Source organism: Serpentinimonas sp. SMBJO2 (assembly GCF_056341105.1).
Map to the genome: position 1 here is coordinate 861,939 of NZ_CP150628.1, position 17,096 is coordinate 879,034.

The 17,096-nt window shown below is 69.1% G+C and carries 18 protein-coding genes; 10 read left to right on the forward strand and 8 right to left on the reverse strand.

Features of this window, described 5'->3' with window-relative positions; all coding sequences use genetic code 11:
- Positions 1-3: 3 nt before the first annotated feature.
- The 9 genes from AAAZ40_RS03860 (at position 4) to rpmG (ending at position 8,433) form a co-directional block, all read left to right on the forward strand.
- Complete coding sequence (locus AAAZ40_RS03860; protein WP_476661258.1) at positions 4-1,194, forward strand: acetyl-CoA C-acyltransferase; 1,191 nt, start codon at positions 4-6, stop codon at positions 1,192-1,194.
- Between the two features lie 18 nt (positions 1,195-1,212).
- Entirely contained in the window at positions 1,213-2,349 is a 1,137-nt protein-coding gene (locus tag AAAZ40_RS03865) for an acyl-CoA dehydrogenase family protein (RefSeq protein ID WP_476661259.1), read from the forward strand.
- Positions 2,346-3,737 carry a Trk system potassium transporter TrkA gene (gene trkA, locus AAAZ40_RS03870; protein WP_476661260.1) on the forward strand — a complete coding sequence of 464 codons (1,392 nt, stop codon included), beginning with the start codon at positions 2,346-2,348 and terminating at the stop codon, positions 3,735-3,737. Before AAAZ40_RS03865 ends, trkA begins: the two co-directional genes overlap by 4 nt.
- Before the next feature lie 96 nt (positions 3,738-3,833).
- The gene (locus tag AAAZ40_RS03875) at positions 3,834-5,315 is read left to right on the forward strand and encodes a TrkH family potassium uptake protein (RefSeq protein WP_476661261.1); all 1,482 of its coding nucleotides are present in this window, start codon (positions 3,834-3,836) and stop codon (positions 5,313-5,315) included.
- A 207-nt stretch (positions 5,316-5,522) separates the two neighbouring features.
- Positions 5,523-5,846 carry a hypothetical protein gene (locus AAAZ40_RS03880; protein ID WP_476661262.1) on the forward strand — a complete coding sequence of 108 codons (324 nt, stop codon included), beginning with the start codon at positions 5,523-5,525 and terminating at the stop codon, positions 5,844-5,846.
- Positions 5,843-6,358 (forward strand): hypothetical protein, encoded by a 516-nt coding sequence (locus AAAZ40_RS03885; protein WP_476661263.1) that lies wholly within the window; start codon positions 5,843-5,845, stop codon positions 6,356-6,358. The genes AAAZ40_RS03880 and AAAZ40_RS03885 overlap by 4 nt, the downstream gene beginning before the upstream one ends.
- Entirely contained in the window at positions 6,342-7,700 is a 1,359-nt protein-coding gene (locus AAAZ40_RS03890; RefSeq protein ID WP_476661264.1) for a DUF2325 domain-containing protein, read from the forward strand. The genes AAAZ40_RS03885 and AAAZ40_RS03890 overlap by 17 nt, the downstream gene beginning before the upstream one ends.
- 308 nt (positions 7,701-8,008) lie before the next feature.
- Complete coding sequence (rpmB, locus tag AAAZ40_RS03895; RefSeq protein WP_034111793.1) at positions 8,009-8,242, forward strand: 50S ribosomal protein L28; 234 nt, start codon at positions 8,009-8,011, stop codon at positions 8,240-8,242.
- Positions 8,243-8,262: 20 nt separating this feature from the next.
- Positions 8,263-8,433, forward strand: a complete 171-nt coding sequence (rpmG, locus tag AAAZ40_RS03900; protein ID WP_476661265.1) for a 50S ribosomal protein L33 — start codon at positions 8,263-8,265, stop codon at positions 8,431-8,433.
- A gap of 75 nt (positions 8,434-8,508) precedes the next feature.
- Here rpmG and ilvA read toward each other — a convergent pair whose 3' ends face one another.
- Positions 8,509-10,152: a threonine ammonia-lyase, biosynthetic gene (gene ilvA / locus AAAZ40_RS03905; RefSeq protein WP_476661266.1), complete on the reverse strand. Its 1,644-nt coding sequence runs from the start codon at positions 10,150-10,152 to the stop codon at positions 8,509-8,511.
- Positions 10,153-10,484: 332 nt separating this feature from the next.
- On the opposite strand from ilvA, the gene AAAZ40_RS03910 reads away from it, so the two are divergent.
- Positions 10,485-10,934 carry an OsmC family protein gene (locus tag AAAZ40_RS03910; RefSeq protein WP_476661677.1) on the forward strand — a complete coding sequence of 150 codons (450 nt, stop codon included), beginning with the start codon at positions 10,485-10,487 and terminating at the stop codon, positions 10,932-10,934.
- A 23-nt stretch (positions 10,935-10,957) separates the two neighbouring features.
- Here the strand turns inward: AAAZ40_RS03910 and coq7 are convergent, their stop codons facing one another.
- The 7 genes from coq7 to AAAZ40_RS03945 all read right to left on the reverse strand — a co-directional run bounded on the left by coq7 (position 10,958) and on the right by AAAZ40_RS03945 (position 17,083).
- Positions 10,958-11,617 (reverse strand): 2-polyprenyl-3-methyl-6-methoxy-1,4-benzoquinone monooxygenase, encoded by a 660-nt coding sequence (coq7, locus tag AAAZ40_RS03915; RefSeq protein WP_476661267.1) that lies wholly within the window; start codon positions 11,615-11,617, stop codon positions 10,958-10,960.
- Positions 11,618-11,669: 52 nt separating this feature from the next.
- Positions 11,670-12,446: a DUF411 domain-containing protein gene (locus tag AAAZ40_RS03920; protein ID WP_476661268.1), complete on the reverse strand. Its 777-nt coding sequence runs from the start codon at positions 12,444-12,446 to the stop codon at positions 11,670-11,672.
- Positions 12,447-12,470: 24 nt separating this feature from the next.
- The gene (locus AAAZ40_RS03925) at positions 12,471-13,373 is read right to left on the reverse strand and encodes a CopD family protein (RefSeq protein ID WP_476661269.1); all 903 of its coding nucleotides are present in this window, start codon (positions 13,371-13,373) and stop codon (positions 12,471-12,473) included.
- A 14-nt stretch (positions 13,374-13,387) separates the two neighbouring features.
- Entirely contained in the window at positions 13,388-13,747 is a 360-nt protein-coding gene (locus AAAZ40_RS03930) for a copper resistance CopC family protein (RefSeq protein WP_476661270.1), read from the reverse strand.
- A gap of 29 nt (positions 13,748-13,776) precedes the next feature.
- Positions 13,777-15,225: a multicopper oxidase family protein gene (locus AAAZ40_RS03935; protein WP_476661271.1), complete on the reverse strand. Its 1,449-nt coding sequence runs from the start codon at positions 15,223-15,225 to the stop codon at positions 13,777-13,779.
- Positions 15,226-15,283: 58 nt separating this feature from the next.
- On the reverse strand, positions 15,284-16,561 hold the full coding sequence (locus tag AAAZ40_RS03940; protein ID WP_476661272.1) for a TolC family protein: 1,278 nt from the start codon (positions 16,559-16,561) through the stop codon (positions 15,284-15,286).
- Between the two features lie 120 nt (positions 16,562-16,681).
- Entirely contained in the window at positions 16,682-17,083 is a 402-nt protein-coding gene (locus AAAZ40_RS03945; protein ID WP_476661273.1) for a hypothetical protein, read from the reverse strand.
- Positions 17,084-17,096 lie beyond the last annotated feature (13 nt).

The window sequence follows — 17,096 nt, forward strand, 5'->3', positions numbered from 1 at the left end:
ATCATGAACCCAGCCGCCGATCCGATCGTCATCGTCTCCGCCGCCCGCACCCCGATGGGCAGTTTGCAGGGCGACTTTGCCGCGCTGGCGGCGCACGACCTGGGTGGCGTGGCGATCGCCGCCGCAGTAGCGCGCGCCGGCATTGCGCCCGAACTCGTCACCGAGGTGCTGATGGGCAACTGCTTGTTGGCCGGACAAGGCCAGGCGCCGGCGCGCCAGGCCGCTTTCAAGGGTGGCTTGCCCGACAGCGCCGGCGCCGTGACGCTGTCCAAAATGTGCGGCTCTGGCATGCGCGCGGCCATGTTCGCGCACGACATGCTGCTGGCCGGCAGCCACGAGGTGTTGCTCGCCGGCGGCATGGAGAGCATGAGCAGCGCCCCCTACCTGCTGGCCAAGGCGCGCGGCGGCTATCGGCTCGGCCACGACCGCCTCTACGACCACATGATGCTCGACGGGCTCGAGGACGCCTACGAACCGGGGCGCAGCATGGGCACCTTTGGCGAAGACTGCGCCGCCCACTACGGCTTCACCCGCGCCCAGCAGGACGCCTACGCCACCGCCAGCGTGCAGCGCGCCCAGCGCGCCATTCAGGATGGCAGCTTTGCGCAAGAAATCGCCCCGGTCACGCTGCAAGAGCGCAGCGGCGCGCGCGAGGTGCGCGTGGATGAAGGGCCGGGCCGCATCAGGCTCGACAAAATCCCCACACTCAAGCCGGCCTTCAAAAAAGACGGCACCGTTACCGCAGCCAGCAGCTCCAGCATCAACGACGGCGCCGCCGCGCTGCTGCTCATGCGCGCCAGCACGGCGCAGCGGCTCGGCTGCACGCCGCTGGTGCGCGTGTGCGCCCACGCCACCCACGCCCAAGCGCCGCAGTGGTTTTCTACCGCGCCGGTGGGCGCGAGCCAGAAGCTGCTGGCCAAGCTGGGCTGGACGGCGGCTGAGGTCGATCTGTGGGAAGTCAACGAGGCCTTTGCCGTGGTGGCGATGGCGCTGATGCACGACCTCGAGGTGCCGCACGAGATCGTCAACGTCAACGGCGGCGCCTGCGCCCTCGGGCACCCGATCGGGGCCAGCGGCGCGCGCATCCTGGTCACGCTCATCCACGCCATGCGCGCCCGCAACGCCCGGCGCGGCGTGGCCACGCTGTGCATCGGCGGCGGCGAGGCCACGGCGATGGCGCTGGAATTGCTTTGATCAAACAAAGGCCTGGCCGTGCTGCTCACCCCCGACCAACTGCAAATCCGCGACGCCGTGCGCGCCTTCGCCCAAGACCAACTGTGGCCCAACGCCGCTGCGTGGGACCAAGGGCACATCTTTCCCAAAGCGGCGCACCAGGGCCTGGCGGCCTTGGGCTGCTACGGCATCTGCGTGCCCGAGGCGCTGGGTGGCGTCGGGCTCGACACCCTGACGCTGGCGCTGGTGCTGGAAGAAATCGCGGCCGGTGACGGTGGCGTGAGCACCACCATCAGCGTCACCAACTGCCCGGTCAACGCCATCTTGCTGCGCTACGGTAGCGCGGCGCAGCAGCAGCGCTGGCTGGTGCCGCTGGCGCGCGGCGAGCTGCTGGGCGGCTTTGCCCTCACCGAGCCGCAGGCTGGCTCCGATGCCTCCGAGCTGCGCACGCGCGCGCTGCGCGACGGCGACGGCTACGTGCTCGACGGCGTCAAGCAGTTCATCACCAGCGGCAAATACGGCGACTTGTTGATCGTCATCGCCGTCACCGACCCGGCGGCGGGAAAAAAGGGACTGAGCGCCTTTCTGGTGCCCACCACCACCCCCGGCTATCTGGTGGAACGGCTCGAGGACAAAATCGGTCAGCACAGCAGCGACACGGCCCAAATCCGCTTCGAGGGTTGCCGCATCGCGCTCGAGCAGCGCATCGGGGCCGAGGGCGAGGGCTACAAAATCGCCCTCGGTGCGCTCGAAGGCGGGCGCATCGGCATTGCGGCGCAGAGCGTGGGCATGGCGCGCAGCGCGCTCGACTTCGCCATCGGGTACGCCCGCGAGCGGCACAGCTTCGGCCGCGCCATCATCGAGCACCAGGGCGTGGGCTTCAAGCTCGCCGACTGCGCCACCCGGTTGGAGGCGGCGCGGCAACTGGTCTGGCACGCCGCCAGCCTGCGCGACGCCGGGCTGCCCTGCCTCAAGGAAGCCGCCATGGCCAAGCTCTTTGCCAGCGAAGTGGCCGAACAGGTCTGCTCGGCCGCCATCCAGACCCTGGGTGGCTACGGCGTGGTGCGCGATTTTCCGGTCGAGCGCATCTACCGCGACGTGCGCGTGTGCCAAATTTACGAGGGCACCAGCGAAGTGCAGAAAATCCTGATTCAACGCGCCTTGGCGGCTTCATGAACATCATCATTTTTGGCGCCGGCCGGGTCGGCGAGAGCGTGGCCGAGAGCCTGGTGTCGGAGCACAACGACATCACCGTCATCGACCAAGACCCGCTGCGCATCCGCGCCCTCGAAGATCGGCTCGATTTGCGCGGCCTGGTGGGCAACGGCATCCAGCCCTCGGTGCTGCGCGAGGCCGGGGCCAAGGACGCCGACATGGTGATCGCCTGCGCCGCCGCCGACGAGTCGAACCTGGTGGTGTGCAAGATCGCGCACGACGTCTTCAGCGTGCCCACCACCATCGCGCGCCTGCGCTCGCCCGAGTTCCTCGAGGGCGACGCGCTCATGAGCAAGGCCGGTTTTGCGGTCGATCGCGTGATCTGCCCCGAAGAGTCGGTGATGCGCTTCATCCACCAGCTCATCGAGTACCCGGAAGCGCTGCAGGTGCTGGAATTTGCTCAAGGGCGGGTGTCCCTGATCGCGGTGCGCGCCGAGCACGGCGGCACCTTGGTCGGGCGCACCATCGCCCAGTTCAAAGAGCTGCTGCCGCACGCCGACATGCGCGTGGTGGCGCTGTACCGGCTCGACACCGAGATGGAGGCCACGCGCGAAACCCGCATCCTGCCCGGCGACGAGCTGTTCGTGCTGGCGGCGGCCGACCAGATCCGGCTGGTGCTGGCGGCCATTCACACCATCGACAAGCCGGTGCTGCGCGTGATGATCGCCGGCGGCGGCCGGGTCGGGCTGCGGCTGGCACGCAGCCTGAGCGGCCAGTACCAGGTCAAGGTGATCGAGCAAAACCCGCTGCGCTGCGAGTACCTGGCCAGCCAGTTGCCCTCGAGCACGCTGGTGCTGCAGGGCGACTGCACCGACGAGTCGCTGCTCGAGGAAGAAAACGTGGCCGACATGGACTTGTTCCTGTCGCTGACCAACGACGACGAAGACAACATCATGGCCGCCATGCTGGCCAAGCGCCTGGGGGCGCGGCGCGTGATGGCGCTCATCAACCGCCGCGCCTACGCCGACATGATGCAGGGCAGCGCGATCGACATCGCCATTTCGCCGGCGCAGACGGTGATCGGCGAGCTGCTCACGCACGTGCGCCGCGGCGACGTGGTGGCGGTGCACAGCCTGCGCCGTGGCGCCGCCGAGGCGCTGGAGGGGGTGGCGCGCGGCGACGTCAAAACCTCCAAGCTGGTCGGGCGCCGGGTCGAAGAGGTCGCGCTGCCCAAAGGGGCGCGCTTTGGCGCCATCGTGCGCGGCGAAGGACAAAATGCCCAGGTGCTGATGCCGCACCACGACACCTTGATCGAGGCCGAAGACCACGTGGTGATCTTCATCCCGCACAAGCGCCTAGTGCGCGAGGTGGAAAAACTGTTCCAGGTCACAGCCACTTTTTTTGGTTAAGCCCTTGTTTGCCATGCCGCTGCTGCGTGTCGCCTCGGTGCCGGGCTGGGTCGTGCGGGCTTTTCTGTTTTTGTTTACAAGGGTTTTTTGGCGCAAATGAACGGCTTGTCTGCCCTGTGGTCGATTTTTGGGCCCGTGCTGGCGCTGCTGGCGCGCATCATGATGGCCTTCGCCTTCGCCTTTCTGGTGCCCTTGACCTGGGGCTGGGCGCTGGATCTGAACTACCTGCGCGCCATCTGGGGTGTGGCTTTTGGGCTGACCTTCGGCTCCGGTCTGCTGCTGCTGTGGCTCACGCGCAACCAGTACCGTGAGCTGCTGCCGCGCGACGGTTTCTTGCTGGTGGTGCTGGTCTGGCTGGTGCTCACCGCCTACGCCGCCATTCCCTTGTACTGGCTGGTGCCCGACATCAGCTGGAACCACGCCTATTTCGAGGCCATGAGCGCGCTCACCGCCACCGGCGCCACCGCCCTGAGCGGCTTGGGCGACTTGCCGGTTTCGGTCAACGTCTGGCGCGCCTTTTTGCAGTACATCGGCGGCCTTGGGATCATGCTGCTGGTGGTGGCGGTGTTGCCGCTGCTGGGTTTGGGTGGCATGCAGCTCTACAAGGCCGAAACCCCCGGCCCGATGAAGGACACCAAGTTCACGCCGCGCATCGCCGAGACCGCGCGCGGCCTGTGGCTGGTGTATTTCGGTTTTTCGCTGGCCTGTCTGCTGGCCTACCGCTGGGCCGGCATGAGCTGGTCCGACGCCTTCATCCACATGTGCAGCACCATGAGCCTGGGTGGCTTTTCCTCGCAGGACGCGAGCCTCGGGCACTGGGATTCGGCGGCGGTGGAGCTGGTGGCGATTGTCTTCATGACGCTGGCTGGCATCAGTTTCTTGCGCTACTTTCTGGTGCTGCGCACGCTCACGCTGGGCCCGATCGCCAACGACCACGAGATCCGCAGCTACTTTTTGGTGCTGGCCGGCTCGGTGCTGCTGGTCACGGCCCTGCTCACGGCGCACCAGGTCGAAGCCGATTTCTGGACCGCCCTGCGCAGCAGCGCCTTTCACGTGCTGTCGCTGGCCACCACCACCGGCTATTCCGCTGCCGATTACGGGCAGTGGCCGGTGTTCATCGGCGTCTATTTGATGTTTCTCGGTTGCTTCGTCTCGTGCGCCGGCTCCACCGGTGGCGGGATCAAGATGGTGCGCATGGTGCTGCTGATCAAGCAGGCGCGGCGCGAGCTGGTGCGCATCGTGCACCCGCGCGTGGTCAATCCGATCACGCTCGGCGGGCAGCGCATCGCCGCGGCCACGCTCACCACGGTGCTCGGGTACATGCTGATCTACGGCGCCGCCACGCTGGGGCTGAGCTTCGTGCTGCTGCTCACCGGGCTCGACATCGTGACCGCCTTTGCAGCCGTGGTGGCCACGCTCAACAACATCGGTCCTGGGCTGGGACTGGTCGGGCCGGCGCACAACTATGGCTGGCTCAGCGGCTTTCAGCTCGGGGTGTTGAGCTTTGCCATGCTGCTCGGGCGGCTGGAGCTGCTCACGGTGCTGGTGTTGTTCACGCGCCACTATTGGCGGCGTTGAAGCGGGCTGGCTGCGGGCCGGTGCGGGCGCTTCAGGGTGCCCGTTGCAGCCGCGTGCAAACACCGCGCGCCGGGTGCGCAGGGGGTGTCCATGCTTACAAAAACTATCGATTTCTGCCTATGACAATATAAAATCAATCACACGGGCAACCAATAGGAACGATTCGCATTTACCATACGTCCATCGCACCCAACCCCAGGAGCAGCCATGGAACGTGAACCCGACTGGCCCGAAGCCGATACCTACCTGTTGCCCGCCTCAGAAGCCATGCTGGCGGCTGCCTTGGCGCTCATGACCGGCCACGCCCAGAGCGCTTGCGAGCGCCAGCGCGCCGCCTTGGCGCACAAAATCGGCGCCTTGTTGCTGGCACTCACCGAGCAGCCCAGCCTGAGCGCCTCCATGCGCGCCATGGTCTGGCGCTTGCATGCCCACTGGCAAGCGTTGCCCAAGGTGCCCGCCCGGCCAGCGCTGGTGTGCCCCCCGTGCGCCCCAGGTTGGAGCGGCCAAGCGCTGACGGCGGGCTTGCAATGAACACCGCCTTTGACTGCGTGCCCGGCGCGGCCGCCAATGCGATGCCCTTGGACGAACAGATGGTGTGGCTGCGCCACCACGCCCGCGTGCAGCAAAGAATGAGCGCAACCGTGCGCCAGATGGCCGCACGCATCGAGGCGCTGGAGGCCGATCTGTTGCGCCACCGGGCCCAGGCCGTTTTGGAGCGCACGGCCCAATGGTGGGCGATTCCGCTGCGCAGCCACCGCTCGTGGCGTAGGTGGCCGGGGGTGCAGCCTGGCGGGGACCGAACCTCGGTCGTGCGCTTGGCCTTTCGCGGGCCCGCGTTGGCCCAGGCCGCCGCCACCCCGGCCTCGGCGGTGGCCCCTGACCTGGCCCCCGATGCCTGGCGCGCATCCGACGAGGTGCTGTGCCAAACGGCTTGCGTCGGCCATGCCCACCATTGGCTGGGCGCCGATGGCCAGTGCCAGCGCAAGGGCGGGGACTGCGAGCGGGTGCAAGCCTTGGGAGACGTCGATGTGTCTGGCACGTAAAGCCACGGCGGTGTGGCCGTCCGAATCGGGCGCCGACGGTCTGCGGCCGCTGGTGTTCGAGGCGCCGTCGATCGACGGCGCCAGCAAGGCCGCCAAGCGCCGCCGCTCCATGTGGGAGCTGAGCGCCAGCGCCGCCTGCCCGGTGCTTGGGGTCTGTCTGCCGATGTGTGAGCAGCGTGCGCTGATGCGCAAGTGCGGCATCGACGTACACGGACGCGGTGACTACGAGCTGCACCAGATCGGGGTTTCGGAGTGTCGCCGCCGCACGCCCTTGGCCGAGCGCCTGCAAAAGTGGCTCGATGCGCAGTTCGCCCTCGAGTTGCGCCAAGTGGCCGATTTGCGCAGCGCCGACGAGCTGCGCCAGCACTGGCGGCAGGCACGGGCGGAGCCGGCATGGGGCGGTGTGATGTGGGCCGCGCTCACGCACCCGGCCTGCCTGCTCACGCTGGAGCATGAGCTGCTGGGTGATGTGCATATGATGCAGCACCAGGTGGGCATGGTCACGCGAGTCGAGCAGCAGCAGTGGCAGCAGCAGCGCAGCCAACTGGCGCAACTGCGCGCCGAACTGGCCGAACACCGAGAGCGCGCGCAGCGCCAACAGCAGGAGGCGCAGCAGCGCCAGCACGAGCTGCAAACCGAGCTGCAGCGGCTGCGTCACAGCCTGCTGCAAGCCGAGGCCGAACAGGAGCGGCTGGACGCACGCTACCAGCAGTTGCAGGCCGAACGCCCCGATGCCCAGACCCTGGAGGCGCTGCGGCTGGAAAACGCCGATTTGCGCCAACAATGCCAGCAGGCCAACCGGGCCTTGCGCGCGGCGCTGCGGCCATGCGCGACCAGTCATCAGGGGTCGGGTCAGCCCTGCTTGGCCCCAGTGACGGTACCGGCTGGCAGCAAGGCGCCCGCCCAAGCGCAGCAGGCCGCTCCAGCGTCGCAAGCGCAGGCGGCACCATCGGTGCCGGATTCGGGCTGCGCCAGTGACTGCGCCACCTTGACAGGCTGCTCGACCCTGGGCACCAAGGTCGCGTGCGTGGGCGGCCGCACGGCACAATTGCCCGCTTTCCGCGAGGTGGTGGAGGCGCACGGCGCGCAACTGCTGCACCACGACGGCGGGGACGAACACCACCTGAGCCAGTTGCAAGCCACCCTGGCGGCCGCCGACTGGGTCATCTGCCAAGTGGGCTGCATCAGTCACAACGCTTACTGGCGCGTAAAAGAGCACTGCAAGCGCACCGGTAAGCCCTGTCTGTACGTCGAGAGCACCAGCCGCAGCGCGCTCGAACGCGCCATGCAGCGCATCCGTGCGGCACAACAGACGGCCGTCTGTACCGTGGCAGCGGCGTGAACCGGGGGATTGCAGCTGGGAAGAAAATTTGCCACGCACAAAAGTTGCCACGAACCCGCGCGATGGTTTAGAATCATGGGCTGTCCAAGCCGGGTGGCGCGTTGAAGCCGCGCCACGCTTGCATCGAGCCCATCAGGGCGTCACCCATGCAAGGCCCTTGGTCAACCCCCCTCGACCGCTCGCGAGCCGGAGCCGTCCTTGAAGTGGTCTGCAGGCATGGCTTGCAGGGCACCCAAGGCAGGCGGCGCAACACAGGACGCGAGCGAGGTGCGGCCTTCGGGCTGTTTTCATTTGATAGGAGTGCCCCCATGGCACGGGTATGTGAAGTCACGGGCAAGAAGCCCATGGTGGGGAACAATGTGTCCCACGCCAACAACAAAACCAAGCGCCGTTTTCTGCCCAATCTGCAGTCGCGCCGCTTCTGGGTCGAGAGCGAAAAGCGCTGGGTGCGCCTGCGCATTTCGGGCGCCGCGCTGCGCCTGATCGACAAAAACGGTATCGAAGCGGTGCTCGCCGATCTGCGCGCCCGTGGTCAAGCCTGATCGCTTAAAGGAGCAGCACCATGGCAAGCAAAGGCGGACGCGATAAAATCAAGCTCGAATCCACGGCTGGAACCGGGCATTTCTACACCACGACCAAGAACAAGAAGACGATGCCAGAAAAAATGGCCATCTCCAAGTTCGACCCCAAGGCGCGCAAGCACGTGCAGTACAAAGAGGTCAAGCTGAAGTAAGTTTCAGCCTCGGTCGCCAGCAAAAACCGCCATTCTGGCGGTTTTTGCGTTTGCTGGGCCGCCGCTGCGTGGCCCTCAGCGCCGCAGGAACAACCGATACACCGGGTTGGCGGTTTCGTCCACACAGGGGTAGCCGAGCGTGGTCAGAAAGGTCTGGAACTCGGACTCTTCGGCCGCTGGCACCTGCAACCCGACCAGGATGCGGCCATAGTCGGCGCCCTGGTTGCGGTAGTGGAACAGGCTGATGTTCCAGCCCGGGCGCATCAGGCTCAGAAACTTCAGCAGCGCGCCGGGGCGCTCGGGGAAGACGAAGCGCAGCAGGCGCTCGTCGTGCGCCAGCGGCGAATGGCCGCCGACCATGTGCCGGATGTGCTCTTGCGCCAGGTCGTCGTGTGTGAGGTCGAGCGCGGCAAAGCCGTGGCGCGCGAAGTTGGCGGCGATCTTGCTGCTCTCGCCGCGGCCCTGCGTGCTCAGGCCCAGGAACACGTGCGCTTGCTGCGCGTCGCTGATGCGGTAGCTGAACTCGGTCACGTTGCGCGGCCCCCCCGGTAGGTTGCCAATGGCCTCGAGAAAGCGCTTGAAGCTGCCGCGCTCCTCGGGCAGGGTGACGGCAAACAGGCCCTCGCGCTGCTCGCCCACCTCGGCGCGTTCGGCCACGAAGCGCAGCCGGTCGAAGTTCATGTTGGCGCCGCACAGAATGGCGGCGTAGGTCTCGCCGCGGGTTTTGTGCGTGGCCACGTACTGCTCGATTGCCGCCACCGCCAGCGCGCCGGCCGGCTCGACGATGCTGCGCGTATCCACGAACACGTCCTTGATGGCGGCGCAGACGGCATCGGTATCGACTTCGACGAACGCATCGACCAGCGCGCGGCTGATGCGCAGCGTCTCGTCGCCCACGCGCTTGACGGCGGTGCCGTCCGAAAACAGCCCGACTTCGCTTAAAGTCACGTTGTGCCCCGCCGCCACCGAGCGCAGCATGGCGTTGGAGTCGTTCATTTGCACGCCGATGACCTTGACCTCGGGGCGCAGCGCCTTGAGGTAGTTGGCCACGCCGCTGATCAGGCCGCCGCCGCCCACGGCCACGAACACCGCGTCCAGGCGCTGGCTGCCCAGGCTTTGCAACTGGCGCAGCAGCTCCATCGCCACCGTGCCCTGGCCGGCGATGACGAGCGGGTCGTCGAACGGATGCACGAAGGTGTAGCCGTGCGCGGCCTGCAGCGCCAGCGCGTGCTCGTAGGCGTCGGAGTAGCTGTCGCCGTGCAGCAACACTTCGCCGCCGAGGGCGCGCACGGCGTCCACCTTGAGCTGCGGCGTGGTCACCGGCATGACGATGTAGGCGCGCGCCCCCAGCTTGTGCGCCCCCAGCGCCACGCCTTGCGCGTGGTTGCCAGCCGAGGCGCAGATGACGCCGCGCTGCAACTGCTGCGCACTCAGATGCGCGAGCTTGTTGTAGGCCCCGCGCAGCTTGAAGCTGAACACCGGTTGCTGGTCTTCGCGCTTGAGCAGCACCTTGTTGTGCAGGCGCCGGCTCAACTGCCGCGCCGGCTCCAGCGGCGATTCGATGGCCACGTCATAGACGCGCGCCGTGAGGATGAGCTTGAGGTAGTCGGCGGGGCTGAGATCGGTGGCGGCGGTGGCGGCCGGGGCGGCGCCAGCAGGGGCAGCCGCCAGAGGGGCAGCAGACACGGCGGCGGGCGGGGCAGGTTGCAGTGCGGGCATAGGGGCAAAAGCGTAAATCCAGGGCAGGGCGGCAGGCCAGTTGCTGATGTGGCAGGGCAGCCCGGCATCATAGGGGAAAGCGCTGCGGCGGCCCGAAATGCATGGAGGCAGCCACCCAGGCGCGGCCAAAAAAAAGCCCGGTCGCGATGACCGGGCTTGAACCACCCGTTGAAGGGCAGAGGAGACAACCGATGGCGCAGCACGGGGGCTGCGGACGCTGCAGGCGCTGGCCGAGCCAACTCCTGCATACAATGGCGCTAGTGTAAACCCGGATTTGCTGCAATGCAACATCTTTTTTGTAAGCGTCTGTTGTTTTTGGGGTAATGATCGAAATGGAATGCACCGTCACCTGGACCGGCGCCGCCGGCACCCGCTCATCCATGGGTTTTGTGGCCGAGACCGGCAGCGGCCACGTGCTGCACATGGACGGCGCGCCCGACCCGGCACGGCCCGAACACGGCGGCGCCAACCTGGCCCCGCGGCCCATGGAGGCGCTGCTGGCCGGCACCGGCGGCTGCAGCGCCTACGATGTGGTGCTGATCCTCAGGCGCGGCCGCCACGACGTGCGTGGCTGCAGCGTCAAGCTCAGCAGCGAGCGCGCCCAGACCGACCCCAAGGTCTTTACCCGCATCCACATGCACTTCACCGTGCGCGGGCGCGGCATCCCCGAGGCGGCGCTGCAGCGCGCGATCGAACTGAGCCACGAGAAGTACTGCTCGGCCAGCGTGATGCTGGGCAAGACCGCCGCCATCACGACCAGCTTCGAGCTGCTCGAAGATTAAGCCGGACGCCAGACGCGCCCGCTTCAGACCCGGTGCGCGACCGTGGTCATGACCTTGGCCGCCAGCCGCATCAGGCCCTGCACCGGTGGTGGCAGGTCGACGCCGCCGTCGCGTTTGGCCTCGTTGGCGTGGCGCACTTCGTCGGCCTTCATCTGCTCGACGATGGCGCGCGAGGCGTGGTCGTGCGCCGGCAGGCGGCCGAGGTGGCTGTCGAGGTGGGCCTCGACCTGGCGCTCAGTCTCGACCACAAAGCCCAGGCTCACGCCCTTGCCGAAGCGCCCGGCCAGCAGGCCCAGCCCGAAGGCGCCGGCGAACCAGAGCGGGTTGAGCAGCGAGGGCCGGTCACCGAGCTCGTCCAGGCGCTGCTTGCACCAGGCCAGGTGGTCGGTTTCGTCCTGCCCGGCAGCCTCGAGGTGGTGCGCCAGCTTTTCCTTTTCGGCCGCGCTGCCCGGCCCCAGCCGCGCCGCCAGCGCCTGCGAGGTGTAGAGCGCCTGGGCGCAGATCTCACCGACGTGGTTGACGCGCATGAGCGCACCGGCGTGGCGCTTTTCGGCTTCGCTCAAGGCCGCCACGGCCACGTCGGTGGGCGGGCGCGGGCATGGGCGGGCGGCGCGGTGCGGGGCAAACAGGGTGCGCAGGGCGCCGTCGGCGGCGATCAGGTGGGCGTCGATGAAGGCGTTCATAGTGGCGTTGACCGATGGGCGCTGGGCTGAGTTCCCGCGCATTATCGCCGCATCAAGGCTGCGCGGCCAGCTCCATGAGGGTGAACTCGCCTTGCACCCGGTCGGCGCTGAAGCGGATGCGCTGGCCGGGGCGCAGTTGCGCCAACAGCGCCGGGTCGTGCAGCTTGAAGACCATGGTCATGCCCGTCATGTCGAGGTTGGGGATGGGGCCGTGGCGCAGGCTCACGCTTTGCCGCTCCGGGATCAGGCGCCGCACTTCGGCTTCGACCCAGGGGCGTCCGGCGCTGTCGCTGCCGCTGTCGCCGCTGCTGACGGCGGCGTGGCCGTTACGCGGGCTGGCGGCGCTGGCCGCAGCGGGCTGGTGGTACGAGGCCCAAATGGTGGAGCTGCCGTCGCGCCCGATCAGCAGCACGTGGAACGGGTCTTGTCGGCCCTGGTAGAGCGGGCCGTCCATGCCCGGGCTGCCGATCGGCATGCCGGGCACGCTGATGCCCAAGGCCTGCGGGCGCTCTTGCAGCAAGCGCCGAATGTCGGGCGCTGGCACATGGCCTTCGATCACGTAGCCGTCCACGCGCGCCGTGTGGCAAGAGCCGTAGCGCTCGGGCAGCCCCAGGCGCTGGCGCGCGGCGATGTTGCCGGTGTTGAAGGCGCGCACGGCAAAGCCGTTGCGCTCCAGGTAGGTGATCCAGTCGTCGCAGCAGCCGCATTGGGGGTCTTTCCAGACTTCGACCAGGGGCGCGCGCCGCACTTGGGCCAGCGCCTGGTGTGCGCCCAAGCTGGCAAGGCCCGCGCCGAGGCAGGCGGTTTGGAGGAGGTGGCGTCTGAGCATGGGGTTTCTCCAGTGGTGGGGCGATCAACGCGGTGGGGTGGTGCTGGTCAGCAAGGCGGTGACGAGCAGGATGCAGAGCACCAGCAGGCCTTCGAGTGCGATGCTGGCGCGCAGGCGCATGGCGGCACCGGGTTCGGCGCGCTCGAAGGCCGGTACCAGCCACCAGCGGTTGCAGGCGGCGCAAGCCAGCAGCAACGACAACAAGGCCAGTTTAATGGCTATGGCCTGCGCGTAGGGGCCTGGCGGCCAGCCTGGCCAGCCATCCATGAGCAGCCAGGCCAGCGCCGCAGCCGCGCCGACGAGGGCGGCCACGACGCCAGAGGCCACGTGGCCAAAGCGCACCAGCGTGCGCGCGGTCAGGGCGCGCACGTGCGGCAGGCCGACCAGGCGGTAGAGTGGCGGCAGCGCGCCAACCCAGAACGCGACCGCGCTCAGGTGCAGCGCAAGCAGCGCGGCCAGCAGCCAACGCGGCTCGGTGCCGACCGTGTGCCCGACCTGGGTGTAGGCGGCCACGACCAGCGCCGCGCCCAGCAGGCTGCTGCCTTGGCCCAAGCGCAGGTGGCGTGGCTTGGCGCTTGCGCCATACCAGAGCAGCAGCAGCCCAGCCAGCAGCAAGGCCAGGCGCGTGCCCTGAGCGCTGCCCAGCACGGCAGCCAGCAGCGCCGGATCGACGGCGCCAGCCAGCGTGCCACCGGCCAGAAAGCCGGCTTGCAGCGGCGCTTGCAGCAGCGCCAGCGCCAGCGCCAGCCAGGCGGCGCCGGTGATGGTGCGGCGGCTGCCGCTGCCGCTGTCGAGCGCGGGCTGGTCCAGCAGGGCCAGACGGAACAGGCTGGCGCCGACGGCGACCAGCGTGCACGCGTACAGGCCGGCGCTGGCCAGCACCAGCAGCAGGGTCCAGGGTTCCAGCGCAGCCGCAGTGGCGAGCATGGCAGGGCCTGTGCTCAGCGCACGGTGAAGTGGAACTCGTCGGACATCACGTGCCCGTCGGGCGCAAGGCCGCGCCAGCGTAGGGTGTAGCGCCCGGGTGGCAAAGGCGCGGCGGGCGTGGCCTCGAAGCGCTGCACCGGCGTGGCCCCAGGGCGCGGGTTGAGCGCAACCACGCCCGCCGGGCCGCGCAGCTCGAACAGGGTCAGCCGCATCGGGTGGTCCCACCAGACCGCGACGCGCGCCGGGCGCTGGTCGAGCACCGCGTCTGGCGCGGGGTAGGAACCTTCGGGTTGGGCGTGGGCGAGCGCGAGCGCGGGTGCAACGAGCAGTTGCAGGGCGAGGGCGGCGGCGACAAGGGGTTGGAAGCGGGTCATGGCGGTTCCTTGGGTGGGGTTGGGATGGGTCAATGGCGGTGCTGGCCCGGTGTTGCGGGTCCTTGCGCTGGAGCGGGCACAGCGGGTGGGGCGCTGGCGGGCGCCGCTGCCGCGCCGCGCCCGGCCGCCTGCGCCGGCGCACGCACCAGTTCGGGCACGGCGCCGCTGTGCTGGAAAGCGACCGTGCCCGGCGGGTGTGCGTAGGCGCCAGGGTCGCGGTAGTCGTCGGGCGCGAGGTCGGCGCGCACCTTGAGCTGGGTCAGCATGCCGCCCATGCCGATCGGCCCGAACGGGCCGCGGCCGGTCATCATCGGCAGCGTGTTGGGCGGCAGCTCCATCGGCATGTCCTTCATGTCGTACATGCCGCGCTCGCCCATGACCATGTAGTCGGGCGCGACGCGCTGGATGCGCCCGACCAGGCCGCGGTGGTCGACGCCGATCAGCGTCGGCACATCGTGGCCCATCGGCCCCATGGTGTGGTGGCTCTTGTGGCAGTGCACGGCCCAGTCGCCCGGTTCGTCGGCGATGAACTCGATCTGGCGCATCTGGCCGACGGCGATGTCGACCGTGACTTCGGGCCAGCGCGCGCTCGGCGGCACCGGGCCGCCGTCGGTGCCGGTGACCTCGAACTCGACGCCGTGGACGTGGATCGGGTGGTTGACCATCGTCAGGTTGCCGATGCGGATGCGCACACGGTCGCCCAGCCGCGCGACCAGGGTGTCGATGCCGGGGAAGACGCGGCTGTTCCAGGCCCAGGTGTTGAAGTCGAGCATCGTCGCCACGGTCGGCGTGCGCGCGCCGGGCTTGATGTCGAAGGCGTTGATCAGGAAGGCGTAGTCGCGCTGCACGGTATCGATCTGCGGGTGGTGCCCGCGCGCGTCGAGCCGCGGGTGCGTGACCCACAGGCCCATCATGCCCATGGCGAGCTGCACCATCTCGTCGGCGTGCGGGTGGTACATGAAGGTGCCGGGGCGGCGCGCCTGGAACTCGTAGATCCAGGTTTGCCCGGGTGGGATCGAGGGCTGGTTGATGCCGGACACGCCGTCCATGCCGGCCGGCAGGCGCTGGCCGTGCCAGTGGATGCTGGTCGGCTCGGGCAGGCGGTTGGTGACGTAGATGCGCACGCGGTCGCCTTCGACGACTTCGATCGTCGGGCCCGGGCTCTGGCCGTTGTAGCCCCACAGGTTGGCCTCGAAGCCGGGGGCGATCTCGCGCACCACCGGCTCGGCGACGAGGTGGAACTCCTTGACGCCGTCGCGCAGTCGGAACGGCAGCGTCCAGCCGTTGAGCGTGACGACCGGGCGGTACGGCCGGCCGGCGGCGGTGACGCCCGGCGGCGTCCAGGGCGCGGCGGTGGCGGCGCTGCTGGCCTGCACCGGCTCGGGCAGGGCAGCGAGGGCGTGGCGGCCGACGGCGACGCCAGTGGCGGTGAGCGCCCCGGCGGCCAGGGCTTGGTGGAAGAAGTGGCGGCGTTGCATGGGGGATGTCCTTGAAGGTATGTGTGCAGGGCGTGCTTGCAGGCGCGGCAGTGCGCGGTCAGTGCGGCGCAGCGGCGCCAGCGGCGACCGGCGCGCCGCCAGGGGCGCTGCCGCTGTACGGCAGGCCGGCGAGTACGGCGCGCAACTCGGCCTGCGCCAGTTCGACGTCGCGTTGCGCCAGCAAAGCAGCTTGCTCGCCCTGCAGACGGGCGCGCGCGCTCGCCAGCAGGTCGAAGGTGCTTTTGAGCATGCCGTTGTAGCGCTGCTGGGTTTCGTCCTGCAACGCCATCAGGAGCTGATGCTGCTGGCGTGCTGCGTCGGCCAGGGTGGCGGCGGTTTGCCAGGCGCTGAGCGCGGTGTGCAAGTCGGCACGGATCTGGCGCTGCAAGGCGTCGGCCTGCGCGCGTGCGCGCGCCGCGTCGTCCCAGGCGTGCGGCCAGCGTTGCTGCGGCGCCAGGCCGGGCAGCGCGGCCCCGGCCTCGCCCGGCGCGGGCGTGAAGACGGCGTCGAGCGTGGCTGCCAGTTGCCGCTGCGAAGCCGCATTGAGTGCGCGCTCGGCCTGTTGCGCCTGTAGTTCAAGCGCGCGCCAGCGCGGGTGCGCCTGCAAGGCCTGGGTTTCGAGCGCGGCGATATCGAGGCGGGTCGGGTCCGGCATGGCGGTCGGCGCAGTAGCGTCTGGCGGCAGGTGCGCGATGAGCTGCTGCAGGCTCAGGCCGGCCCCGGCGAGCCGCCACAGCTCCCACTCGGCGGCGCGCGCCTGGTGCCGTGCGGCGCGCTGCTGCGCCTGCGCTTGCTGCGCCAGCAGTTGCTGTTGCAGCCCTTGCTGCGCGGGCCAGTTGCCGACGCGCACCATGCGCGCAGCGAGTTCGGCGCCGACTTGGGCTGCGCCAAGCTCGGCCTCGACCACGGCGGCGACGCGGCGGGCAGAAAGCGCCTGGATCCAGGCGCGCTCGACTTGCAGCTTGAGCTCGGCCTGCTTGCGTTCCAGCTCGGCGCGCTCGAGCGCGTTCAGGCCGGGGCGCAGCAGCAGCTCGGGGCGGCTGCGTTGCGCGGCGCGCAGCGCGTCGGCCAGCAACCAGGGTCTGGCGCCGGCAGCCACGGCGGGGTCGGCTGCGCTTGCAGCCGGTGGCTGCTGCGCTTCCCAGCGCACGATGTCGGCGTGGCCGCGCGGGAACTGGCCCACGATTTGGTTCGCAGCGCGCCAGTCGTCGCTGGCGCCAGCAGCCGGCTCAGCCCAGACGGAAGCGAAACCGCTGCTCGCCAGCAAGGCGACGGCCAGCACGAAGGGCAAGGGGCGGCGCGTCAGCGCTGGCCCCGGGGAAAAACAAGGGAACATGATGGGGGTGACCTCCAAACACAAACGGCCAAGACGGCGTGCCGCGTAGCAGCGCACCATGCGGCGCACCCATCGGCGCACCATGCGGCGCTGCGCGAACGCAACTGAGCTTTGTGGGGGTCAGGCCCGAGGCGGTTTGAAGATCGGCGGCCAGGCGCTGTCGGGCCAGGGTGCAGCAAGCAAGCGCGGCGCAGGCGGCAGCGCGGCGGCTGCGAGCGCCAGCGGCGCGGCCACCCAGCCCAAGGCCTGGTGGCACAGCCCGCACAAGGGGCAGCCCGCGTGCTCGGCAGCGCTGGCTGCGCTCGAAGGGGCGTGCCACAGGTGCGGTGCCGCCACCTCAGGCTGGCCTGAAGCGCCGGGTGCGACCCTGGCGTCGGCCAAGGGGGCACTGGGAGCGCCGTGGCAGGCCGCGTGCGCCGCCAGGGGGGTGGTGCCTAGAGCGTTGCCCAACAGCATGGCATCTGCGGCCCACAAACGCAGGGGCAGCAGCACAACCAGCACGAGGAGCAAGACGCGGCGCATGGCCCCCATTCTA